General features: G+C 58.9%; 22 protein-coding genes. 17 read left to right on the top strand and 5 right to left on the bottom strand.

What is annotated here, in order from left to right; translation table 11 throughout:
• Positions 1-63 precede the first annotated feature (63 nt).
• From ACR3ES_RS14910 to ACR3ES_RS14950, 9 genes are all read left to right on the top strand, one after another.
• Positions 64-213 carry a hypothetical protein gene (locus ACR3ES_RS14910; RefSeq protein WP_170430102.1) on the top strand — a complete coding sequence of 50 codons (150 nt, stop codon included), beginning with the start codon at positions 64-66 and terminating at the stop codon, positions 211-213.
• Positions 203-1723 carry a hypothetical protein gene (locus ACR3ES_RS14915; RefSeq protein ID WP_170430100.1) on the top strand — a complete coding sequence of 507 codons (1521 nt, stop codon included), beginning with the start codon at positions 203-205 and terminating at the stop codon, positions 1721-1723. The genes ACR3ES_RS14910 and ACR3ES_RS14915 overlap by 11 nt, the downstream gene beginning before the upstream one ends.
• A 2-nt stretch (positions 1724-1725) precedes the next feature.
• Positions 1726-2682: a tyrosine recombinase gene (locus ACR3ES_RS14920; protein WP_170430098.1), complete on the top strand. Its 957-nt coding sequence runs from the start codon at positions 1726-1728 to the stop codon at positions 2680-2682.
• Between the two features lie 63 nt (positions 2683-2745).
• Entirely contained in the window at positions 2746-4053 is a 1308-nt protein-coding gene (locus ACR3ES_RS14925; RefSeq protein WP_170430095.1) for an HlyC/CorC family transporter, read from the top strand.
• A gap of 169 nt (positions 4054-4222) precedes the next feature.
• On the top strand, positions 4223-6640 hold the full coding sequence (locus ACR3ES_RS14930; RefSeq protein ID WP_170430093.1) for a GcvT family protein: 2418 nt from the start codon (positions 4223-4225) through the stop codon (positions 6638-6640).
• Between the two features lie 31 nt (positions 6641-6671).
• On the top strand, positions 6672-7277 hold the full coding sequence (locus ACR3ES_RS14935) for a nucleotidyltransferase family protein (RefSeq protein WP_170430091.1): 606 nt from the start codon (positions 6672-6674) through the stop codon (positions 7275-7277).
• A 745-nt stretch (positions 7278-8022) separates the two neighbouring features.
• Positions 8023-9459 (top strand): Do family serine endopeptidase, encoded by a 1437-nt coding sequence (locus ACR3ES_RS14940; RefSeq protein WP_170430089.1) that lies wholly within the window; start codon positions 8023-8025, stop codon positions 9457-9459.
• A gap of 181 nt (positions 9460-9640) precedes the next feature.
• Positions 9641-10321: a response regulator transcription factor gene (locus tag ACR3ES_RS14945; RefSeq protein ID WP_170430087.1), complete on the top strand. Its 681-nt coding sequence runs from the start codon at positions 9641-9643 to the stop codon at positions 10319-10321.
• Between the two features lie 49 nt (positions 10322-10370).
• A complete protein-coding gene (locus tag ACR3ES_RS14950) occupies positions 10371-11684 on the top strand; it encodes a sensor histidine kinase (RefSeq protein ID WP_480634727.1) in 1314 nt (437 codons plus the stop codon).
• Here ACR3ES_RS14950 and ACR3ES_RS14955 read toward each other — a convergent pair.
• Genes ACR3ES_RS14955 through ACR3ES_RS14965 form a run of 3 tightly spaced genes read right to left on the bottom strand, consistent with a single transcriptional unit; the run spans position 11681 to position 14424 of the window.
• A complete protein-coding gene (locus ACR3ES_RS14955) occupies positions 11681-12148 on the bottom strand; it encodes a CYTH domain-containing protein (RefSeq protein ID WP_170430083.1) in 468 nt (155 codons plus the stop codon). The genes ACR3ES_RS14950 and ACR3ES_RS14955 overlap by 4 nt on opposite strands.
• Positions 12145-12900, bottom strand: a complete 756-nt coding sequence (locus ACR3ES_RS14960) for an AAA family ATPase (protein ID WP_170430081.1) — start codon at positions 12898-12900, stop codon at positions 12145-12147. The genes ACR3ES_RS14955 and ACR3ES_RS14960 overlap by 4 nt, the downstream gene beginning before the upstream one ends.
• A 3-nt stretch (positions 12901-12903) precedes the next feature.
• Positions 12904-14424, bottom strand: coding sequence for a CHAD domain-containing protein (locus ACR3ES_RS14965; protein ID WP_170430079.1), 1521 nt, complete (start codon positions 14422-14424; stop codon positions 12904-12906).
• A gap of 305 nt (positions 14425-14729) precedes the next feature.
• Between ACR3ES_RS14965 and ACR3ES_RS14970 the strand changes: the two genes are divergently transcribed.
• Complete coding sequence (locus ACR3ES_RS14970) at positions 14730-15077, top strand: TfoX/Sxy family protein (protein ID WP_170430077.1); 348 nt, start codon at positions 14730-14732, stop codon at positions 15075-15077.
• A gap of 62 nt (positions 15078-15139) precedes the next feature.
• Here the strand turns inward: ACR3ES_RS14970 and ndk are convergent, their stop codons facing one another.
• Together ndk and ACR3ES_RS14980 are read right to left on the bottom strand one after the other, a co-directional pair.
• A complete protein-coding gene (gene ndk / locus ACR3ES_RS14975; protein ID WP_008757405.1) occupies positions 15140-15562 on the bottom strand; it encodes a nucleoside-diphosphate kinase in 423 nt (140 codons plus the stop codon).
• Between the two features lie 117 nt (positions 15563-15679).
• Complete coding sequence (locus ACR3ES_RS14980) at positions 15680-16882, bottom strand: multidrug effflux MFS transporter (RefSeq protein ID WP_480423800.1); 1203 nt, start codon at positions 16880-16882, stop codon at positions 15680-15682.
• Positions 16883-16991: 109 nt separating this feature from the next.
• On the opposite strand from ACR3ES_RS14980, the gene ACR3ES_RS14985 reads away from it, so the two are divergent.
• The 7 genes from ACR3ES_RS14985 (at position 16992) to ACR3ES_RS15015 (ending at position 23929) form a co-directional block, all read left to right on the top strand.
• On the top strand, positions 16992-18845 hold the full coding sequence (locus tag ACR3ES_RS14985; RefSeq protein WP_170430073.1) for an ABC-F family ATP-binding cassette domain-containing protein: 1854 nt from the start codon (positions 16992-16994) through the stop codon (positions 18843-18845).
• Entirely contained in the window at positions 18842-19462 is a 621-nt protein-coding gene (locus ACR3ES_RS14990) for a MarC family protein (protein ID WP_170430071.1), read from the top strand. The genes ACR3ES_RS14985 and ACR3ES_RS14990 overlap by 4 nt, the downstream gene beginning before the upstream one ends.
• Before the next feature lie 42 nt (positions 19463-19504).
• The gene (locus ACR3ES_RS14995) at positions 19505-20086 is read left to right on the top strand and encodes a TIGR02281 family clan AA aspartic protease (protein ID WP_170430070.1); all 582 of its coding nucleotides are present in this window, start codon (positions 19505-19507) and stop codon (positions 20084-20086) included.
• Positions 20087-20134: 48 nt separating this feature from the next.
• Positions 20135-20755, top strand: coding sequence for a hypothetical protein (locus ACR3ES_RS15000; RefSeq protein WP_170430067.1), 621 nt, complete (start codon positions 20135-20137; stop codon positions 20753-20755).
• A 62-nt stretch (positions 20756-20817) separates the two neighbouring features.
• Positions 20818-22032 carry an MFS transporter gene (locus ACR3ES_RS15005; protein WP_170430065.1) on the top strand — a complete coding sequence of 405 codons (1215 nt, stop codon included), beginning with the start codon at positions 20818-20820 and terminating at the stop codon, positions 22030-22032.
• Entirely contained in the window at positions 22029-22625 is a 597-nt protein-coding gene (locus ACR3ES_RS15010) for a YceI family protein (protein ID WP_170430063.1), read from the top strand. The genes ACR3ES_RS15005 and ACR3ES_RS15010 overlap by 4 nt, the downstream gene beginning before the upstream one ends.
• An 80-nt stretch (positions 22626-22705) precedes the next feature.
• Complete coding sequence (locus tag ACR3ES_RS15015) at positions 22706-23929, top strand: MFS transporter (protein WP_170430060.1); 1224 nt, start codon at positions 22706-22708, stop codon at positions 23927-23929.
• Positions 23930-23980: the final 51 nt, after the last annotated feature.

Genomic DNA, 23980 nt, shown 5'->3' on the forward strand with positions numbered 1-23980 from the left:
TGATCTTGGAAAAAATGCCAGTTATAACTTTGGCAAAATCAAAAATCGAGGCAGCGTTGCGCGATGAGCAGACTGATCAAGTTTCTGGTATATATAATTTGCCTGACATTTATCGGGTTGGTTGGCTATGCCTATCTCGGTCCGTTTTTTGGCGCGGATTTTTCCGCGCCGCAAAGCGAAATCCGTGAACCGGTCATTCTGAATGTTGACTAGGCACACGCTGCTGGCCCTGGTTCTGGCCGGATCGGCACAGGCGCAAGAACCGCTTTCGGTAATCGATTGGCTTTCGGTGCCAGCCGAGAACCTGCCGGGCACCGTATTGCTTGAACCGCCTGTGGCTCAGAACGGCGGACAGCCCGATGTCGAAGTCACTTCGCTCGAGGCGCTGTCGCAGCCGCTGGGTCTTGTCGCCTCCTCGGTCACCGGACTGCCGGTCGATATGTGGCAAGGCAGTGACCCTGCGCGTCTGGCCGAGTTGCTGGAACGAGTCCCCGTTAAAGACAACCCGGCCTTGCAGCGGCTGTTGTTTACTTTGTTGCTGTCCGAGGCGCGCGCGCCCGGTGGACCAATGGCGGAAGAGATCCTTTTGCTGGCGCGGCTGGACCGTCTGATGCAGCTTGGCGCTGCCGATCCGGCGCAGTCTCTGGTGCAACTGGCGGGTCCGACCAACAGCCAACAGCGTTTTCAGCGTTGGTTTGATGCCACGTTGCTGACCGGTGATGAGGACCGCAGTTGCACGTCGCTGACTGCAAAGCCGCATCTGTCACAGGATTATGCCGCACAGATTTTTTGCAAGGCCCGTCGCGGCGATTGGGCCTCGGCAGCTCTGACACTCGAAGCGGCGCATGCGCTGCAAATTCTGCCGCCCCAGGATCTTGCCCTGTTGGACCGGTTCCTGAGCCCTGAATTGTTCGAAGACGCGGCCTATTTGCCGCAACCGGACAACCCGGACCCCTTGAGCTTTCGCCTGTTCGAAGCGATCGGAGAACGCCTGCCATCCGCCCCCCTGCCACGCGCTTTTGCCAATGCCGATCTGCGGGACGTAGCAGGCTGGAAAGCGCAGATCGAAGCCGCTGAGCGTTTGACCCGGATTGGAGCGTTGACGCCGAACCAACTGCTGGGCCTTTACACCGAACGCAATCCTGCGGCCTCTGGCGCAGTGTGGGACCGGGTTGCCGCCATTCAACGCTTTGAAAGCGCGTTGGAAACCGGTAGCGCCGAAGCGATCGGGAAAACCCTGCCCGCCGTGTGGAAACAGATGCGCAATATCGGGCTCGAAGTGCCCTTTGCAGAGCTTTTTGCCGACCGCCTCGTCGATGTCTCTTTGCCGGTGCCATCGACCGAAAACCTGCGTTGGCAGATTCTGTTGCTATCAGAACTCTACGAAGAAGCCGCTTTGGAGCCCCCCAGCGCAACGGAAGAGACGCAGTTTCTGGCGGCGCTTGCACAAGGCGACCCCGGCCGTGCACCCTCACCGTCCCCGTGGACCGACGCGGTGGCAGAAGGATTTGCCTGGGCCACCCCCGTCCCGTCGGATATCGCCGCGATGCTCGACAAAGGCCAGTTGGGCGAGGCGATTTTGGAATCCATGCAGCTGTTCGATCATGGCGCACGCGGCAATCTGGTTGACCTGACCGCCGCAATTGCTGCGTTTCGCCGTGTTGGTCTGGAAGACACTGCGCGCCGTGCCGCGCTGAATCTGCTCATTCTACAAGGTGCCTGATCATGGCGGCGCCCGCCTCGCAAGAACTGTGGATATCCACTTTTTTGCAAGCCCAGGCTGCGGAACTGGGTGCTGCAACAAACACGCTGTTGGCCTATGGGCGCGACCTGAAGGACTTTGTCGCCTGGCTTGAGCAGCGCAAGGTTGCGTTTGCACAGGTGGACCGGGATCAGATCGAGGCCTACCTGATTGATTGCGATGCGCAGGGCCTGTCCCGCTCGACCCGGGCGCGCCGGTTGTCTGCCATCAAGCAATTGTATCGATTTGCGTTTGAGGAAGGCTGGAGGGAAACCAATCCGGCCATTCAGATCAAGGGACCCGGTCGTCAAAAACGTCTACCCAAAACGCTGGATGTCGCTGAAGTCGACCGTCTGCTGGCAGCGGCACGCGAAACGGGTCGTAGCAAGGCTGACCGCGTACGCAATACCTGTCTGATGGAAGTGCTCTACGCGACAGGCATGCGCGTGACCGAGCTGGTATCGCTGCCGGTGTCCTCTGCGCGCGGCGATCCAAGGATGCTGCTGGTTCTGGGCAAAGGCGGCAAGGAACGGATGGTGCCGCTGTCTCCACCCGCCCGCGATGCGTTGGTGGCCTGGTTGACCCAGCGCGATACGGCCGAAGACAACGCGGTGAGCAACGGCGCGCAACGCTCGCGTTTTCTGTTTCCCTCGCGCGGCAAGTCAGGTCATCTGACGCGGCACAGGTTCTTTCTGCTGGTCAAAGAGCTGGCGGTTCAGGGTGGGGTTGCGCCCGACAAAGTCACCCCGCACACGTTGCGCCATGCGTTTGCGACCCACTTGCTGGCCAACGGGGCCGATCTGCGCTCAATCCAGACCCTTTTGGGCCATGCAGACGTCGCGACAACCGAGATTTACACCCATGTTCTGGACGAAAGGCTGGCGGAATTGGTGTTGCAGCATCACCCTCTGGCAAAAGACCCCGAAGACGATCCGGGCTAAGCCCTTGATCGGACGCGGTCGCATCCCCATAACGGATGCAGTAACACGAACTTACAAGGACAGATGGAACCTACTTCTACCCTGATCGACAGCGCCTTCTGGATAACAGCAGGCTCTATCATTCTTTTGCTTTTCCTGTCGGGCTTTTTCTCGGGATCTGAAACGGCGTTGACCGCGTCGTCGCGCGGTAAGTTGCGGGCGCAGGCCGACAAGGGCTCGCGCGGTGCGCAAAAGGCGCTGGATTTGACCGATGATAACGAACGTCTGATCGGGTCGGTTTTGCTGGGCAACAACCTGGTGAACATTCTGGCCGCGGCGCTGGCGACTGCCCTGTTTACCCGCCTATTCGGGGAAAGCGGTGTGGCTTTGGCGACATTGGTCATGACCCTTCTGGTTCTGATCTTCGCGGAAGTTCTACCCAAGACCTACGCCATCACCAACTCGGAAAAAGCAGCGTCAGCTGTCGCACCGATCATCAGCATTGTCGTGACCGTCTTTTCGCCAATCGTGGCTGCGGTCCGCCTGCTGGTGCGCGGTGTTTTGCGCATATTCGGCGTGCGGATCGATCCGGACAGCCACATTCTGGCCGTGCGCGAAGAAATTGCCGGGGCGCTGCAGTTGGGCCATTCCGAGGGTGTGGTCGAAAAGGAGGACCGCGACCGTATTCTGGGCGCTCTGGACCTGGGGGACCGGGCGGTTGAGGAAATCATGCTGCACCGCTCGAACATCGAAATGATCGATGCCGGAGCAGCGCCCGAGGCTATCCTGAAACAGTGTTTGGAAAGTTCGCACACCCGTTTGCCTGTATTTCGGGACGAACCCGAGAACATTGTCGGCGTTGTTCATGCCAAGGACCTGTTTCGCGCCATGTACGCGCAGGCGGGTGGCAGCGATGGGGATGCCGAGCGGCTCAAATCCTTCGACATCTCGAAGGTGGCAAATGATCCGTATTTTGTGCCCGAAACCACCACGCTAGATGATCAGATGCGGGAATTCCTGCGCATGCGCAGCCATTTTGCGCTGGTCGTGGATGAATACGGGTCGCTGCGCGGGTTGATCACGCTGGAGGACATTCTCGAAGAGATCGTCGGAGAAATCGCCGATGAATTCGACATCGAAGAGGATGTCCCGGTCACCCGCACCGACGACGGCCAGTATCTTGTTGAAGGTGCCATGACCATTCGGGACGCAAACCGCGCCATGGACTGGTCGCTGCCGGACGAAGAGGCCAATACGCTGGCCGGTCTGGTCATTCATGAGGCGCAGATGATCCCGGTTGTCGGTCAGGTTTTCGCCTTCCACGGCTTCCGGTTCGAGGTTACGGCGCGCGAAGGCAATCGGCTCACTGCCTTGAAAATCCGACCGCTCTAGGGTCAAGCGTCTGAGATCGGCAAACCGGCGTCCGATGGCCGCCGGTTTGCATTGGTCTTCGCTCCGCTGATTGTCATCGCGGCTCTTGCGTGCGACATGTTTTGTCGCATTTGGAATTGCGCTAGCGACCTGCCCAACCAGACTGGCGAAAATTCAAACGGAGGCGTTCATGAAACTCGAAACCCGTGTGGCGGTGATCGGCGGCGGTGTTGTTGGCTGTTCGGTGCTCTACCATCTGACGAAATTGGGATGGTCGGATGTCATGTTGCTAGAACGCTCCGAGCTGACATCGGGCTCGACATGGCATGCGGCGGGTGGGTTTCATACGCTGAATGGCGACACCAATATGGCTGCGCTGCAGGGCTACACGATCCGCCTATACAAAGAGTTGGAAGAGATCACCGGCATGTCCTGCGGTCTGCATCATGTAGGCGGTGTGACGCTGGCCGACAATCAGGACCGGTTTGACATGCTGCTGGCCGAGCGGGCCAAGCATCGGTTCATGGGACTGGAAACCGAAATCGTGGGTCCCGAAGACATCCGGAAAATCGCTCCGATCACCAATACTGACGGGATCATTGGCGCGCTTTACGATCCGCTGGACGGCCATCTGGATCCGTCTGGCACCACACATGCCTATGCCAAAGCCGCGCGGATGGGCGGCGCGACAATCGAAACCCACTGCATAGTCCGCGAAACCAATCAGCGCCCGGATGGCACGTGGGATGTGGTGACGGACAAAGGCACCATACACGCCGAACACGTGGTCAACGCGGGCGGGTTGTGGGCGCGCGAGGTCGGCGCCATGGCGGGTATCTATTTCCCCCTGCACCCGATGGAGCACCAGTATCTCGTGACCGACTCGATCCCGGAAATCGAGGCGATCATCGATGGCGGCGGGGAACATCCCCATGTCATGGACCCGGCGGGAGAAAGTTATCTGCGGCAGGAAGGTCGCGGGCTGTGCATCGGGTTTTATGAACAGCCCTGCAAACCTTGGGCCGTTGACGGCACACCTTGGAGCTTTGGGCATGAGTTGCTGCCCGATGACTATGACAAGATCACCGATAGTATCGAGTTTGCCTATCAGCGCTTCCCGGTTCTGGCCGAGGCAGGCGTCAAGTCCGTCATCCATGGCCCGTTCACCTTTGCCCCTGACGGGAACCCTCTGGTCGGCCCGGTGCCGGGCATGCGAAACTACTGGTCCGCCTGCGGTGTCATGGCCGGGTTCAGCCAAGGTGGCGGTGTTGGCTTGACGTTGGCCCAGTGGATGATCGAAGGCGAACCGGAACGCGATGTCTTTGCCATGGATGTGGCCCGGTTCGGCGACTGGATCAGCCCAGGCTACACCCGCCCCAAAGTCATCGAGAACTATCAAAAGCGCTTCAGCGTCGCATATCCGAACGAGGAACTGCCGGCGGCGCGGCCCAACCGGACCACGCCGATGTATGACATTTTCAGCGACATGGGCGCGGTTTGGGGTCAGCAATACGGGCTGGAAGTGCCCAACTATTTTGCCCAGGATGGCGAACCCGGCTACGAAACCCCCTCTTTCCGCCGGTCCGACGCGTTTGACGCAACCGGCCGTGAGGTGCGCGCCGTCCGCGAGGCGGTCGGCATTAACGAGGTCCACAATTTCGGCAAATACCGGATCACCGGCTCGGGTGCGCGCGATTGGCTGGATCGGATCATGGCGGGCCGTATCCCGCAACCGGGCCGCCTGTCCCTGACCCCGATGCTGTCCGAAAAGGGAAAGCTGATCGGGGACTTCACCGTCTCGTGCCTGAACGAGACGACGTTTCAGCTCACCGCATCTTACAGCAGTCAGGCCTTTCACATGCGCTGGTTCCTGCAACATCAGGAAGACGGCGTGCGCATTGAGAATGTCAGCGACCGGTTGAACGGGTTTCAGATCGCCGGGCCAAACGCCGCAGATGTTCTGGCAGCGTGCACACGGGGCACGGTCTCGGACCTCAGGTTTCTGGATGTGCGCCCGATGACCATCGGTATGACCGACTGCATCGTGCAACGGGTCAGCTATACCGGCGACCTCGGGTATGAGATTTACTGCGATCCAATGGCACAGCGACAATTGTGGTGGACGCTGTGGCGGGCCGGTCAACCCCACAGCATGGTCCCCTTTGGCATGCGCGCAATGATGTCGTTGCGGCTCGACAAGTTCTTTGGCTCGTGGATGCGCGAATTCTCACCCGATTACACCGCCGCAGAAACCGGTCTGGATCGGTTCATCTCGTTTTCCAAAAACGTCGATTTCATTGGCCGCGCGGCGGCCGAGGCTGAAAGATTGACCGGAACGGCCCGCAAGCTGGTGGCGTTTGAAGTGGACGCGGACGATGCCGACGTCAACGCCTATGAGCCCATATGGCTGGACGGGTCGGTGGCAGGGTTTTGCACCTCGGGTGGGTATTCGCACTTTGCGGAGAAATCCGTCGCGATGGGATTTCTGCCGACGGAGCGCGTAACCGACGGGCTGGAAGTCGAGATAGAAATTCTGGGTCAGATGCGGAAAGCCCGCGTCATCTCGATCCCCTTGTTCGACGCAGATGGCGCGCGGATGCGGGGATGACTTATCGCGCCGCCACCGGCATGGTGGCGGAATGACCGAGATACCGATCATATTGCTCGCTGCCGGGGAATCCCGCCGGATGCGGGGGCCTGATAAGCTGATGCAGGAGATTGACGGCGTGCCGCTCTTGCGGCGCTCGGCCCTGGCAGCGCACGCGGCAGGGCCCGTTATTGTGGCGCTGCCTACCCCGCCGCATCCGAGATACGCGGCATTAGACGGGCTCGATGTCCTTACGGTTCCTATTTCGAATCCGGCCGAAGGCATGAATGCCAGCCTGCGTGGCGCACTGGCCTGGATTCCCGAGGGTGCTCCGGCGGTGATGGTGTTGTTGGCTGACTTACCGGATATGACAACCACGGACCTGACCGGCGTGTTGCGGTCCCGAGTGACCCATCCCGACCATCTGATCTGGCGCGGGGCGACGCAGCAAGGCAAACCCGGGCACCCCGTCCTCTTTGACCGGCACCTGTTCAGCGAATTGTCGCAGTTAGAGGGTGATGCCGGTGCGCAAAGCGTCGTGCGCGCGCATCAGAACCAAGTTCACTTGCACTGCCTTCCAGGGACTAACGCGCTGTTGGATCTAGACACACCGGAAGATTGGGCTCAGTGGCATGCAATCCGGTCCTCACAAAACTAAGACGGCCCGGTCGAAATCGACCGGGCCGGTTGCCCAACTTAGGACTACCACTTTCACCAATCTCAAGAGCGCAACCAGACTACCTTAAGGCACCATGGTTATTCCGCCGCCAAACCTAAACAAGACCCCCTCGTTAACATGCCGCTAGCGCTTATGATGACTGAGTTAGCCGCTGGCACCCCCTAGTGCCGTTGGCTCCCCCTCACTTGGGCAAAATCATCCTCACCGATCCGATCCTTCGAAACAACGTAAAATTGGAAGAAACGGTTAATTTTGGACGTATCAGAATGGTTTTTGCGCAACATCCCGCCAATCGCGAATCTACCTTAAGATGAGTGGATAACTTCTTGAAATCAGTATGCTGGCCATTAAGCACAAATCTAATTGACTATGCGACCATTTTGACAAGGCGTTATGGATGGCTTTGGCAGGCTTCCGGGACTCGCTCACAACCAAAAGAAGATCGGATAAATCTCAATGATCCGAGACCTTCGTTTGTTAACGAATCTGATTTAATTCAATGATTTTGAAAGTTTGACACGCGATTCGGCAACAATCCTCCGATTCGCACAGCGGAATCGGTGCGTAATCAGCGAATCCCCCCAACGAATACGCGGATATGAAACCGCTCCTTTGTGGCGAAATTAAGATTTCTTAATGGATCAGTCAGGAAACACACAGGTTAGAACGGCACTTCTGTTCGTAACGCGCGGCCGCAATCGCGCGATACAAACAGGAGACCATAATGAGCATCCGAAAATCCTCGCTTCTTTTACCACGTACATCCGGCTGGGTCGGCGTCAGCGCACTAGGTGCCGCCATGCTGGCAACAACCGCCCTGCCCTCGTTGGCAGATGAAGCTGTGGCCGATCTTGTCGAGAGCGTTTCGCCCTCGGTCGTGACCATCATCGCAGAACAAACCGCAACGCCGGTGCCGGCCCGAGACCAGGACTTTGATTTCGAAGGACATCCGTTTGAGGAGTTCTTTAAACGATTTGGTGGACCTGAAGGGTTCAACATGCCCGACCGCAGACCGGCCCAAGGCTTGGGATCTGGGTTCGTTCTGGATGAGGCGGGTTACATCGTCACCAATCATCATGTCGTCGACAACGCATCGACAGTCACCGTTCGTCTGAACGATGATCGCACCTATGAGGCAGAGGTGATCGGCACCGACCCGCTGACCGACATTGCCGTGCTGAAAATCGACGCCGAAGGCGCGCTTCAAGCCGTTGAACTGGGCGATAGCGATATCATTCGCGTGGGTGAGGACGTTGTAGCAATCGGCAACCCCTTTGGGCTCAGCTCTACCGTGACCACTGGTATCGTATCGGCCAAAGGCCGCAACATCGCTCAGGGGCCTTATGCTGAATTCATCCAGACGGATGCCGCCATCAACAAAGGCAATTCAGGCGGCCCGCTGTTCAACATGGATGGCGAAGTGGTTGGGGTGAACTCGGTCATCTATTCACCCAGCGGCGGATCGGTCGGGCTTGGATTCGCCGTCACGTCGAACATCGTCGAGCATATCGCAGCCGATCTGAGAGACGATGGCGCGGTGAGCCGTGGTTGGCTGGGCGTATCGATCCAGAATGTCAGCCCGGAACTCGCGGCGGCCTTGGGAATTGACGCATCCACCGGCGCGCTGGTGTCCGATGTTGTGGATGGCAGCCCGGCAGATGGCGTTTTGCAACAAGGTGACGTGATTCTGTCGTTTAATAACGAAGCCGTCGATTCCAGCAGCGATCTGCCAATCCTTGTCGGCACCACCAAAGTCGGTACCAACAGCGTTCTGACCGTTCTGCGCGATGGCGCGGAAGAGCAGTTGGAACTCAAGATCGGGCAGTATCAGACTGCGGCGGCCGAGGTTGATACCCTCGTGGATGGGACTGCCACCGGCACCTCTTTGGGTGTGACTGTTGCCCCCCTGACCGATACGGCGCGCGCCGAAATGGGCGTGGATGAAAGCGTAGAGGGTGTGGTCGTGACAGATCTGAAACCCGATGGACCTGCTGCAGACGCCGGTCTTCAGCGGGGCGACGTTATCGTCAAGCTGAGCAATCAGGATACCTTTACGCCAGATGCGCTGAAGGCGGCCTTGGACAGCGAAAAGACCGATCCAGCTCTGGTGCTGATCAATCGCGACGGAAGCCAGATCTTTGTGGCGGTTGAAGTCGCCTGATCAAACACCGGTATGCGCCACTTGATGGGGAAAAATGGCGCATGCATCCCTGGCGGATTAAAATTGTCCACAATCTGCCGGGACTGCCGGGTGCGCAAGTCGCACCCGGCAGGCGAATTATCCAAAACATGTGCTTCCAGCAAAAATTATGTTTAAATACCAATAGAAAGGAACCCCGATCATGAGCCGACGCCTTCTTATTGTCGAAGATGACGATGACACCCGGGACTTTATCGCCAAAGGGTTTAGCGAGGAAGGATATGTCGTCGAGGTTGCCGCGGATGGCCGCGAAGGTCTGTTTCACGCAACCGATGGCGGGTTTGACGCGGTCGTTCTGGACCGCATGCTGCCCGGGCTGGACGGATTGTCCCTGATCAAATCGATGCGGGCGGCGGGCTTGAAGACCCCGGTTCTGATGCTGACCGCGATGAGCGCCGTTGACGAACGCGTCAAGGGACTGCACTCGGGTGCGGACGACTATCTTGTCAAACCGTTTTCCTTTCAGGAACTGCACGCGCGGATCGAGGCGCTGCTGCGGCGCCCGCAGGAGGCCGAGGAAACCCCAACGCTGACCTGCAAGGATCTTGAGATGGACCTGCTGACCCGCAAGGTCACCCGTGACGGGCACGAGATCACGCTGACACCGCGCGAGTTTCAGATTCTGGAATACTTCCTGCGGCGCAAGAACCGTGTTGTGTCACGGACGATGCTGCTGGAAGGGGTTTGGGATTACCACTTTGACCCGAATACAAACGTGGTCGACGTGCATATCTCAAAGCTGCGGCGCCAACTGGACGAAGGCGGCGGTGAGCCGTTGATTGAAACCGTTCGGGGCGCCGGTTACATGATATCTGATGGATAACCTTCGACTTTCCATCAACAATTCCAGAACCAGACTTGTCGTCGCCGGCATGGTTCTGAGTACGTTTCTGACGGCAACCGTGCTGGCGCTGGTTTATGTCACCGCCAACCGCAGCATAGAGGCCGAGACTCGATCCGTTGTTTCGGCGGAACTGACCGGATTGGCAGACGAATACGAACGACGGGGCCTGATCGGTTTGATGGCCGCGATTGAACGGCGTCTGCCAAGCGCGTCCGAGCGCGACGCTTTGTATCTGCTCACCGATCGTTTCGGCACCAATCTCGTCGGGAACCTGAAACATTGGCCGGAAAACGTCTCGGCTGGTAGCGGATGGGTCGATCTGGAGCTGCGCCGAGCCGACAACGACCAGCTTGTCCCGGTCTCCGCCGCATCAGTACGTCTGCCTGGCGGCGAACGCCTGTTGGTCGGGCGTGATGCTGTCGCCAGAGAGCAGTTTGATCGCGTCCTGCTGCGGTCTGTTGGGCTGGCGCTTGGGATCGCGCTGGCGCTAAGCATGGTAACCGGCTGGCTGTTTACCAGGCTGGTCTTTTCGCGCCTGTCGGATATTGCCAGCACAGCGGAAAACATCGTCTCGGGCGATTTGTCCCGCCGCATGCCCCTGCGCGGGACGGGCGATGAGTTCGATCAGGTGGCTGGCACGCTGAACAACATGCTCGACAAGATCGAGGAGTTGATCCGCAACCTGCGCACCACGTCAAATTCGATCGCGCATGATCTGCGTTCACCGCTATCCCGACTGCGTCAACGGGTCGAGGCCCTGTCCGATCCGGGCAAAAATGATCTGGACCGCGAAGTGGACATTGCCCGCGCCACCGGGGAAATCGATCACGTTCTGTACGTGTTGGGTCAACTGACCGAGATTTCCCGTGCCGAGGCCGGACTGGGACGCGAACAGTTCGAACCCATGGATTTGCGGCAATTGGTCAGCGATGTTGTTGAGTTGTATGAGCCTGTTGCCATGGATCAGGGGATCCAGCTTGAGATTTCCGGACAGGCCGAAGCCATACCGTGCCATCGCCCGCTTTTGTCACAAGCGCTCTCCAACCTGCTGGAAAATGCCATGCGCTATGCGCCGCAGGATACGACCATCACGGTCTCGATTTCCGATAACGGTCCCTATACCTGCCTGAGTGTCCGCGACCGCGGTCCCGGTGTGCCGAACGAGGAACTGCCGCGCCTGCAAATGCCGTTTGTCACACTTGATCCGGCCCGAACCGAGAAAAACGCCGGGCTGGGCCTCGCATTGGTTGCTGCCATCTCACGCATGCATGGCGGCAGATTTGTCGCGCGCAATTGCGACCCTGGCCTCGAGACAACCATAATGCTGGCGCGACGTCCCTAAGCCGGAAGTCCCGCAGTCGCCATCGTCTTGTTTTTATACCGTTTATCGTCCGTCACATCCGACCCGAACCAGGTGGGCGGAGCAAAGTTTATTGCCTCTGCCTCTGATGTGAACTCGACCTCAACAAGGCGTAAGGACGCCAGATTGCCGAGAAACACATCCAGTTCAAAAACACGCCCATCCGGCAACTGACCGGTATAGCGTTCTTTTTCAACGCGGCGCCCTTCTGTTTCCGGCCAAAAGGTCTCGAACTGCGCGGCACTGACTTCCGCCTCTCGTTCCACACGAACCAATCCGCTGCCACCTTTGAGGGTCAGATAGTAGCGTTCGTTTTTCTGCCGCAGCCGCAGTTCGGTCGAATCGTCCGGTGCGGTCAGATAGCCCTGTCGCACGATAGCCTTTTGCGCGGTACTCAAATCGGGCATGTCCGCAACCAGAAATTTGCGCTCGATTTCCTCGCTCATGTGTTCGAAGCCACTTTGTGTTCCAGTTCGTCATACAGCGCCTGATAGGCCGCACCGGCCGCACTCCGACCGGCATAGATGCTGACCGGCGCGCGGTTTTGGCCCATTTTTTCGATGTCAGATGCAAACGGCACCACAGTTTTCAGAAACCGCTTGCGATAGGATTTGCGCATCGTCGCCATCGTCTCCAGATGCAGGGACTTGCGCCGCTGAACCATGGAAAAGAACGCCTTCAGCTTTTTCTTGCGCAGTTTGTGCTCGTCAAAAAAACGCACCAACTGTTCGAAGGTACGTTCAGAGAGGGTCGTTGGGATTACTGGAACCACGATTTCGTCCGCGGCCTTAAAGATGTTTTCGGACAGCGTCGAAAAGTTCGGAGGGCAATCCAGAATGATCACGTCATAGTCACTGCCAGCCGCAATCAGAGCCTTTTTCAGGCGCGATCGTTTGTTGCGCATCCGGGACAGGAACACATCGAAGTCGCGGAAGGTCAGGTTTGCCGGCAACACGTCCAGACCTTCGAAATCACTGGCGCGTATGGCGTTGGTAAACCGTTTGACGTCTTCGAAGAACCGCGCCTCGGTCAGTTTCTTAGACGGCTTGACCCGCATGTAAAATCCCGATGCCCCCTGCGGGTCCAGGTCACACAAGAGGACATGTTTGCCTGCCTGCGCATACGCATAGGCCAAGTTGACGGAGGTAGCGGTTTTGCCGACACCGCCCTTGTTGCTGTAACAGGCAATGATTTTCATTCCTCACTCCCCCGTGCGGTGAAACAAGCTGCGAAACAGGTGGCGGATGTCCGGCCCGTCGAATTGCTGGAAATTGGCGATCACGCGATCCCGCTCGGCCCGTTGCCGTTGGTCCAGAACAGCGATCAGCCCGCCTGCGGCCATCCCAATGCGGGCATCGACACGTCCCTGCGCGTTGCTGTGCTGCGATACAAAGCTCAGCAAAGCCTCTTGTTGGACCGAGTAATCATTGAACAGGCCGAGGTTATCCTGCAGCTTTTTCAATGGCTTGATGATCGTCTTAAAGGATTTGGCGTCAAAGAGCGGCGCAAAGAACTCCATCAGATAGCGCAGTTTCTTACAGTCGATGCGCAGGTCGTGAACGGTTTCGTCCTCGGTGTCCTCAGAAATGCTGCGCGCCAGCTTGCAGACCTTGCGATAGCGTTTCCAGATCAGCGCGCCGGCATATTCATAGGCCCCCCGGTTTCCGTTTGGCCCCGCGTGTATCGCATCCGGGGACTCAAATACCGCTGCAAGCTCCGTCATGGATGTGTTGTAAGCAGAACTGCGAAGTCTGCGCGACAGACGGGTCAACTCCTGCGCGCGCTCTTTTTCGAAGCGCTCAAACATGGAATGGAGCCCAGGATGAAGATTGGGCGGCACAAGATTGAAATACATATCTTTTTCTAAAAGATAAACGTCCAGATCCCGAAGCCGCCCGGTCGGTTCCATAAGACCGGAAAACACCTGTTTGAATTCGGCGGTTTGCTCTGCGGCAAATACCCCTTTGAACAGGCTCAGGACCGAACGGACACGTCGCAGAGAAACGCGGTAGTCGTGCAGGAACTCCGTGTCTGTATCCGCGAGAATGCCGTCTTCATTCTGCCGCGCGACCCCCAGATAGGTTCGGATGATATCTGTTGCCACCTGTATCGACGGCTCGGTCTTACCCAGTTTAATGTCCGGCTTGGCCTGATACGATTTCATGTTGGGGAAAAGGCCCTGGAACACCGCGGCGACCCCGCCATCCGGCAGCGCCATTCTCTTCAGCGCGGTGCAAACCGTCTCAAAGGCACGGTCGTATCCCCGCAATTGCTGGACACGCACCAGCGCCACAGTCCCGCTCGCCGATGACATCGACAATATGGTGCCCCGCACCTGCGTTTTCTGAAGATCGTCCAGGACGGTAAGGCTCTGAGTTGAAACATCGCCAGACCCTATGGCCATCAGCGCACGCAGTTTCGGAAAACCGGCCAATCCGTCGCGCACCGGCCCGTCCGGCAGGTCTCGGGGAAACCAGCCAATGCCTTTGGTCTTTTGCACCCGGAGTTGGCCGTCACCTTGCAGCAAATTCAGCGTGCCACCTGTTTCAATCAGCAGTTTTTCTGACGCTCTCAGAGACTGATCGTGACAGTCCAAAAACACGAATGGTTTGGGCGTGGTTGACGTCTTGATTTGAAGACCCATCGGCTCAATTGCGCGCGCAAAAGCAACATGATCGAACACGCCTTCAAGAACAAAAAAGCCGTCAGTCTGCGATGTCATAACCAACCTTTCAAGGTGCCAACAGGCAATCAACCATCCGCGAGGCCAGCCTCCAGAACACAGATTCTTGCTCTTGATGGCCCAGATTTTCGTCTACTCTTCTGGGATTTATCATCCGGTTTTCGGAACTTGGTATTTTCTGCGACTGCTGTGCTGTTCGTTAGCATCCCAACTTATGAACATTCGCACGACCGCAACAGCATAAGAGCATGCAATCGCAGTTCTCCTGTCTGCGCAAGCAGAACTTCACTGATGCTGAAGGATACACAAGTGACAGTTGTCGCAGGTACGGATATGACAGAGCCATGTCCGATCCTGTATCGTCGATCCGAAATCTTGGTCCGGCTTTCGAACAGGCCTGCGCCCGCGCTGGAATACACTCAGCGCAGGACCTGCGCGATCTGGGGGCAGACGCGGCCTATGCCAAACTGCTGCAGGCCGGCACCCGGGCGCATTTCATAGGCTATTATGTTCTGGTCATGGGGCTGCAGGGCCGCCCGTGGAATGACTGCAAAGGCGATGAAAAAAAGGCGCTGCGCCAGAGGTTCGATGCGTTAAAGGCGGGTGTCTCCAAGGCGCCGGAAACCCAGATGATCTCGGATCTCGATGCTATTGGCGTCCGTGTGGGACCAAACGATCTAAAACCGACCTGACCCAAACAAAAAAGCCGCATCCGATGTCGGATGCGGCGGGATCTTCCAAGACTGGCAGCGGTTCAGCCGACCAGCTCGATACCCGAGAAAAAATAGGCGATCTCGACCGCGGCAGTTTCCGGAGCATCCGAACCGTGAACCGAGTTTTCACCAACCGATTCAGCGAATTCAGCGCGGATGGTGCCGGGGGCTGCGTCTGCCGGGTTGGTTGCCCCCATGACTTCGCGGTTCTTTGCGATGGCGCCTTCGCCTTCGAGAACCTGAACAACAACCGGGGCCGAGGACATGAATTCGCACAGTTCGTCATAAAACGGACGCTCGGCATGTACATCATAAAACTTGCCCGCTTGCGCTTTGGTCATGTGGATGCGCTTTTGCGCGACGATGCGCAGACCAGCCTCTTCGAACTTGGCGTTGATCTTGCCGGTCAGGTTACGGCGGGTTGCATCGGGTTTGATGATCGAGAATGTGCGTTCCAGTGCCATGTCGGCCTCTCCTTAAGTGACAGCGCGAAGGGGCCGCGCCGAAATCCATCGCGCGCCGCCTAACATGGTATGTGATCCATGAAAAGTGGAATGATGAGCGGTTTTGCGGTTTGCTGATCAGACAGCGTCCGGCAACGGATCGATGCGGTCGATCCGGCGAACATACAACACCGCCAGCAACCCAGCGAAACTGCTGGCGCACATCATACCCAGAACCAGATAAGGGCCGTTTTCCGGGGTGACCAACGCGCCTGTCATCGACGTCAGAACAGCACCCAGCGCAACGATCATGGCCCCGGACAGACCGGCCGCGCTGCCCGCCAATTTGGGACGCACGGACATAACACCGGCGGAGGCATTGGCATTTGTCAGCCCGTTTCCAAAACCGACCCAGATCGCTGATCCAAAGAACACCCAGACCGAACCCAAATCAGCCGGGAACATCAAAAGCCCTAAGAACGGCCCGGCCGACGCGACAATCCGGCCGATCAAGATCATTGTCGTTAACCGGGTGTGCGCGGCGATCCGCCCGGTGATGAAATTGCCCGCCATAACCCCCCCTGTGATGATCCCGATGCCCAGACCCAGCATCGCCGGGCTGAGGTCGAACCAGACTGCGGCGACCAGGGGCGCTCCGGTTATGAAACTGAAAAACCCGCCGATAGAAAACGCCGCACACAGGGCATAACCCCAGAACCGGCGCGCCCGGAACAGATGTGGATACTCACGCAACTGTGCCGAAAACGTCGCGCTTCGATCCGTATTGGTCTCGCCCATATCCGCCCACAACAGGGCCAGCATCCCGGCCCCGAGTATCGAATACAGGACAAACCCGGCCCGCCATCCGAACAGGGAATCCAATGCGCCACCCAACATCGGCCCTAGCATCGGAGCCAGTGCCATGGCCATCGCAACATAGCCGAGTTTGCTGGCCGCCTCATTCGGCGGGTACATGTCCCTGATTGACGCACTGGACAGAACGGGACCGGCGACAACAGCGGCTTGCAAAAGGCGGAACCCAAGAAACAACCAGATCGACTCGGCCAACACGCAACCGATGGAGGCGGCGGCGAAAATTGCCATACAGATCAACAGGATGGGCCTGCGTCCAAACCGGTCGGACAGAGGCCCCATAATCAGCTGGAGGACAGCAGATACCGCCAGGTATCCGGCCACGGACAGGTTCACCAGCGCATAATCGACCTGAAAATCCTCGCCCATGCGTGCGAGTGACGGCAGGAACATGTTCAGCGACAGCACCGACAGGGCCGTTGCAAAGATAAGGGTGACCAGAGATGGGGGCGAATGAGCCGCGCGCATGAGGAATACCGGTGTCAAAAAAGCCAACCGGCACAGCGCTAGCACATCGCCCAAGTCTTGAACATGCCGACCTCTGGCGGCGCCATTCAGGCTCTGCTAAGAGCGCCCCATGCTGCGGATCGAAAACATAACATATGCCGTGGAAGGCCGTCCCTTGTTCGATGGGGCCAGTGCAACCATTCCGGACGGGCACAAGGTCGGGCTTGTCGGGCGAAACGGGACCGGTAAAACCACGCTGTTCCGCCTGATCCGGGGCGAATTGGCGCTGGAATCGGGCAACATTTCGATACCGCGGCGGGCGCGGATTGGGGGTGTCGCGCAAGAGGCACCGGCGTCCGACGTCTCGCTGATCAACACGGTTCTGGCGGCGGACACCGAACGCGATGCCCTGATGGCCGAGGCCGACGGTGCCACCGATCCAAACCGAATTGCCGAGATACAAACGCGTCTAGCCGATATCGACGCCTGGTCGGCCGAGGCCCGGGCAGCGTCGATCCTCAAGGGTCTGGGGTTCGACGACGAAGACCAGTTGCGCCCGTGCTCTGATTTCTCTGGCGGTTGGCGAATGCGCGTCGCACTTGCGGCGGTGCTGTTTTCGCAACCCGACCTGCTGCTGCTCGACGAACCGACCAACTATCTCGATCTTGAAGGCGCATTGTGGCTGGAAAGCTATCTCGCCAGATATCCCCACACCGTGATCATCATCAGCCATGATCGCGGTTTGCTGAACCGTGCCGTCGGATCGATTCTGCATCTCGAAGACCGCAAGCTGACCTACTATGCGGTGCCCTATGACAAGTTCGCGGAGCGGCGAGCAGAGCGACTGGCGCAGGCCGAGTCCGAGAACGCCAAGGCCAAAGCCCGCATCGCGCACCTGCAAAGTTTCGTCGACCGGTTCAGGTACAAAGCCTCAAAGGCCGTTCAAGCCCAGTCGCGCCTGAAGATGATCGAACGGATTCAGCTGATTTCGACCCCGCAAGAAGCCGCTTTGCGCGCCTTTTCCTTTCCGGAACCCGAAGAATTGTCGCCGCCGATCATTCAGCTGGAAGGCGGTGTGACAGGCTATGGCGATATCGAGGTACTGCGCCGTCTGAGCCTGCGGATTGATCAGGACGACCGCATCGCCCTGCTGGGCAAGAACGGCCAGGGCAAATCCACCCTGTCCAAACTGCTGTCCGACCGCCTGCCCCTGATGGCAGGCAAAATGACGCGCAGCAGTAAATTGCGTGTCGGGTATTTCGCGCAGCATCAGGTAGATGAATTGTATGTCGACGAAACACCGCTGGATCACCTGCGCCGCCTGCGTCCGGAAGAAGGGCCAGGCAAGTGGCGCGCGCGGCTGGCCGGGTTCGGGCTGAATGCGAATCAGGCGGAAACCAAGGTTGGTCGGTTGTCAGGGGGGCAAAAGGCCCGCCTGTCACTGCTAATTGCCACGATCGATGCGCCGCATATGCTGATTTTGGACGAACCCACCAACCATCTGGATATCGAAAGCCGCGAGGCGCTGGTCGAGGCGCTGACCGCCTATTCCGGGGCCGTCATTCTGGTCAGTCACGACATGCATTTGCTGGGGCTGGTGGCCGACCGTCTTTGGCTGGTCTCGGACGGAACAGTCAAACCGTTTGAGGACGATCTGGAGGCCTATCGTTCCTTGCTCCAGGCGCGCGAGAAACCCGCCCGGGAAAAACCTCCGGCCACCAAACCCAAACGACCGTCACGCGACACTGTTCTGGCGCTGCGTGCCGATCTTCGGAAATGCGAAGACCGGATTGAGAAACTGACCGACATGCACAAGAAGCTTTCCGCCAAGTTGGCGGACCCTGCCCTCTATGACGATGATCGGATCAACGACCTGGAGACGTGGAACCGTAAATTCGCCGAAGTGGTCGAGGCGATGCAAAAAGCCGAGGCACTGTGGGTGGCCGCGGCGGAACGTCTCGAAAACGCCGAGAATGCCGCATGATTGATGCCGCTTTTCTGATTACTGCCTTCACAACGCTTTTTGTGGTTATCGATCCCCCTGCGCAAACACCGATCTTTGTGGCGCTGACGCAAAACATGGATTGGCAGGCGCGGCGGGCAATTGCGGTCCGGGCCTGTCTGACAGCCGGTGGTATTCTGGCGGTGTTCGCGGCATTCGGTGAAGCGGTTTTGGGGTTCGTCGGAATCTCGATGGAGGCGTTCCGTGTCGCGGGCGGCGTTCTTCTGTTCCTGACCGCTCTGGACATGCTGTTTGAGCGTCGCACCAAACGGCGCGAAAATGCCGCCGAAGAAGAAGAGCACCCGGACCCCTCGGTATTCCCGCTGGGCATACCCCTCATCGCAGGACCGGGCGCGATCGCGACCATGATCCTGTTAGTGGGTCAACACCCCGGCATTCAGGGGTTGGCTGTGGTCATTGGCGTCATGCTCATTGTCGTGGCGATGGTGTTTGGAATGTACCTGTCATCCGGAGCGGTGGCGCGGTTGCTGGGAAAAACCGGGTTGAATGTGCTGACGCGGCTGTTGGGCATGCTGCTGGCGGCCTTGTCCGTTCAGTTCATTCTCGACGGTCTAAAGGCCTTTGGTTTTGCATCATGACCCCCCATATCAGGGTAGGAATGATTTTTTCCGGGTGACGGTATGGATGGTTACGAAATCGGGCGTTTGACCTATCTGGTTCTGCTGGGCGCGGCCCTGCTTATGTGGTTCTTCACCCATAACCGGCAATCGCTGGGTAAAACCGTGCAGCAGGTGATGGCGTGGGTGTTCATTTTCATCGGGGTCATCGCACTGGTGGGTCTGTGGGATGATATCCGCTCGACCGTTGGCACAACGCCCCAGATGGCTGTCTCCGGCGACACAATCGAAGTGCCGCGCGCATTTGACGGGCATTATTATCTGCCGATGCTGGTCAATGGCGAGCCGATCACTTTTCTGGTCGATACCGGTGCCAGTCAGATTGTGCTGAACGCGCGCGACGCCCAGCGCGTTGGGATCGATCTGGACCAGTTGAACTATCTGGGCCGGGCCGCCACTGCAAATGGCGTGGTGCGCACCGCGCCTGTGCAACTGGACAGCCTCGCTTTGGGACCGATCCGGGATACCGGCGTCTCCGCCTGGATCAATGAGGGCGATCTGGACAGGTCGCTTTTGGGCATGGACTACCTGCATCGTTTTTCCAACATCCAGTTTGCCGATGGACGGATGATTCTGTCCCGCTAAGGGCGCTCCTCGCTTGAGAACAAAGTAAGAACATGGTAGCGTGATGCCATGTCTACACAGCTTCTTGGCCAAAAACCCACGCGCGCAGCGCCGGGGGTGTCACTTCATGATGGGATCACCCTGCAACTGGGTCGCGTACACGAGGCCTGCGGTCCGGCCCGGCGCAGCTTTGCCATGTGGCTAGCCGGTCAGGCACAAGGGCCGGTCCTGTGGATCTCACCCGCGTGGGAACCCGGCCAGCTGAACCCGGACGGCATGATGCCCTTTGCCGATCCTGCCCGGTTCCTGTTCGTCCGCCCCACCCGTGCCGAGGACCTGCTGTGGTGCATGGAAGAGGCCCTGCGCAGCGGGGCGGTGCCGCTGATCATCGGCGACCTGCCCGGTGCACCGGGCCTGACGCCCGTGCGCCGGATGCATCTCGCCGCCGAACAGGGTGGCACAATGGGGCGGCCTCCGCTGGGGTTATTGCTGACGCCGGGGGACGGCGGCGCACAAGGAGTTGAGACCCGCTGGCACATGGCCGCGGCCCATCAGGCCGAGATCCGGCGCTGGACCCTGACCCGTCGGCGCGCACGCGCCCTGCCCCCGGTCACATGGCAGGCCACACAAATCGCGGCGCGCAGTGGCCTGCAACTCACGCGAGCCAAAACCGAGGATACCCCCTTGTGAACACGGGCGGATCACGCAACTTGTGACTGGTCAAAACCCGAGCCGCGCCCTAGCGTCACCGCATGAGCCATCCGATCCATGACAGCCGCTACTCCTGGCTTCGCCTTCTGATCACGCTCGCCATCGCGGCGGTGGCGAATGTGGGTATGTGGGCGGTGATCGTCGTGATGCCCGCCGTCGAGGCCGAATTCGGCGCCGGACGGGCCGAAGCCTCGATGCCCTACACCCTGGCCATGATCGGATTTGCCCTGGGCAATATGTGGCTGGGGCAGCTGGTGGACCGGCTGGGTGTGACCAGGGCCCTGATCGGCGCCTCGGTCCTGAGCGCCATAAGCTATGTGCTGGCCACAATGGCCCCAAACATCGCGCTGCTGTCCGTGGCGCATCTGTTGCTGGGATTGGGCACATCGGTTGGCTTTGGCCCCCTGATTGCCGATATCTCGCACTGGTTCATGCGTCGGCGCGGGATCGCCGTGGCGCTGGTGGCCAGCGGCAACTACCTTTCCGGGGCGATCTGGCCCACGATGCTGTCGGGCATTCTGGCGCGGGACGGGTGGCAGCAGGTCTATCTGACGTTGGCGGTTCTCACCCTGGCCGTCGTGATCCCCCTGTCCCTGCTGCTGCGCCGGCAGGTCCCGATCGAGGCCCACAGCACCGCCGCGGCCACCGCACAGATCAATGCGCGCAGCGTCGGGATTTCGCCGCGCGCACTCCAATACATACTCGGACTGGCCGGGATCGGCTGCTGTGTCGCCATGTCAATGCCGCAAGTTCACATCGTGTCCTATTGCGTCGGCCTGGGCTATGGCCCCGCAGTTGGGGCCGAGATGCTGTCGTTGATGCTGTTGGGCGGTGTCGTCAGCCGCATCATTTCCGGCCTCGTGGCGGATCGTCTGGGCGGGGTGCATACCCTGCTGATCGGCTCGATCTTGCAATGCATCGCGCTGTTCCTGTTTCTGCCGTATGATGGGATGGTGTCGCTTTACGTCATCAGCCTTTTGTTTGGGCTGGCGCAGGGTGGGATCGTGCCCAGCTATGCGTTGGTGGTCCGCGAATATATGCCTCCGCAAGAGGCTGGCGCACGGGTTGGCTTTGTCATGATGATGACAATTCTTGGCATGGCACTGGGTGGCTGGATGTCGGGATGGATTTATGACCTGACCGGCAACTATCAACTGGCCTTCGTAAACGGCATTCTGTGGAACGGGCTGAACATCGCCATCGTTTTAATGTTGCTGAAACGCTCCCGACCGGGCAGACAGGAGATACTGGCATGACCCGACTGACGCGACGCGAGATGATGATTGGGCTCGCCTGTCTTGTACTGGCCAGCCCTGCTCGATCCGCGCTGAGCCCTTACCGTTTGTCCACCGAAGGCACACGTGTCGGCTTTACCTTCGGATTGTCCGGGATCGCCCAGAAAGGGTCGATGCCGATCCAATCTGCCGAGGTTCAGGTGGACACGCGGCGCCTGCAAAACAGCCAGGTGGATGTCAGCCTGGATGTGACACGGGCCCGGACACGGCTGCCGTTTGCCCGGATGCCCATGCTCAGCCAGAGTGTTCTGAACGCGGCCGATCATCCGACCATTCGCTTTGTCTCGACCCAAGTGCAGCTTGGCCCCGGCGGGCGGATTTCAGAGGGTGCACGCATCGCCGGGGATGTGACCGTGCGCGGCATCACCCGTCCGGTTGAACTTCAGGCCAGCTTGTACCGTCCCCCCGGAACCGCAGCGGACGATCTTGATCGCCTGTCGATCCGCCTGACCGGCGCGGTGAACCGACATGATTTCGGGGCCTCGGGTTATCCCGATCTGGTCGCGGACACGGTTGGGTTGGATATTCGGGCCGAGATCGCGCGCGTCACCTGACCACCGAAAGGCAAAAAACGACTCGATAAGGTCGAATAGATGCGTGCATCTTCCGCAGGATTGGTCAATCTGTGGTCGTTATGCGCACGATCATTTCTTTTGCCGCTCTGTTTCTTTCTGTCATTCTTCTGCAACTGTCGACCGGCGGTGTCGGCCCGCTGGATGCGATTTCGGGCCTGACCCTGAATTTCTCCACCGAACAGATTGGTTTGCTGGGGTCGGCGCATTTTCTGGGGTTCTTTATCGGATGCTGGTGGGCCCCGCGGCTCATGGGCAGCGTCGGTCATTCGCGCGCCTTTGCCGTCTGTACCGCCTTAGGTGCCATGGGCTTGATAGGTCACACACTGACCGAAGACCCGTATATCTGGGCGGCCCTACGGATTGCATCCGGAACCTGTGTGGCCGGGTGTTATACGGTGATCGAGGCCTGGCTGAACGCCAAGGTCACCAATGAAACGCGCGGACGCGCCATGGGCACCTACCGAATCGCCGACATGGGGGCATCCTTGTGCGCGCAGCTGATTATCGCCGTTCTGCCGCCCGCATCCTACGTTTCCTATAATCTGCTGGCCATCCTCTGTTGTGCCTCCCTGCTGCCGCTGACACTCACACGGGCAAGTCAACCCAAAACACCGAATGCGCCTCGACTGCGGCCCAAGCTGGCCTGGCACAGCTCTCCTTTGGCTGTTGCGGGCGTTATCGTTTCGGCGCTCAGTTCCGCCTCGTTCAGGATGGTTGGCCCCGTCTACGGGCAGGAAGTCGGTTTGGCGGTCGATCAGATCGCTTTCTTTCTCGCCTCATTCGTCTTGGGTGGCGCATTGGCGCAGTACCCGTTGGGCTGGCTGGCGGATAAGTATGATCGGCGCTGGGTCCTGATCTGGCTGTCCGCAGCTGCGGTGATCAGTTGTGGGGTGACAATGGCCGCCAGCGGCGCGGGCACGTTGGGCGTGATGCTGGCCGCCGGGTTCTTTGGCCTGACCACCTTCCCGATCTTTTCTCTGTCCTCCGCCCATGCCAACGATTTTGTAACGACAGAACAACGCGTCGAACTGTCTGCAGCGCTGATGTTCTGGTACGCATTGGGCGCGATTGCTTCACCATTCATTTCCTCCACACTGATCCAGCAATTCGGACCGGGAGCACTGTTTGGCTTTGTCGCCATCGGCCACATCGTGCTGATCGTGTTCGGCCTGGCCCGCATGCGATCCCGCCCGACGCCGGAGGAGCGGACCAACTACGTCTATGCACCAAGAACCTCGTTCACCATCGGCCGGTTGCTCAAGAAATCCCGGGAGGAGCGCTGAGCCACTGTTCGGCGCTGACGCTTTTTTCGCTATTATTTCCGAGCGTTCAAA

The organism is Ruegeria sp. B1 (assembly GCF_056535885.1).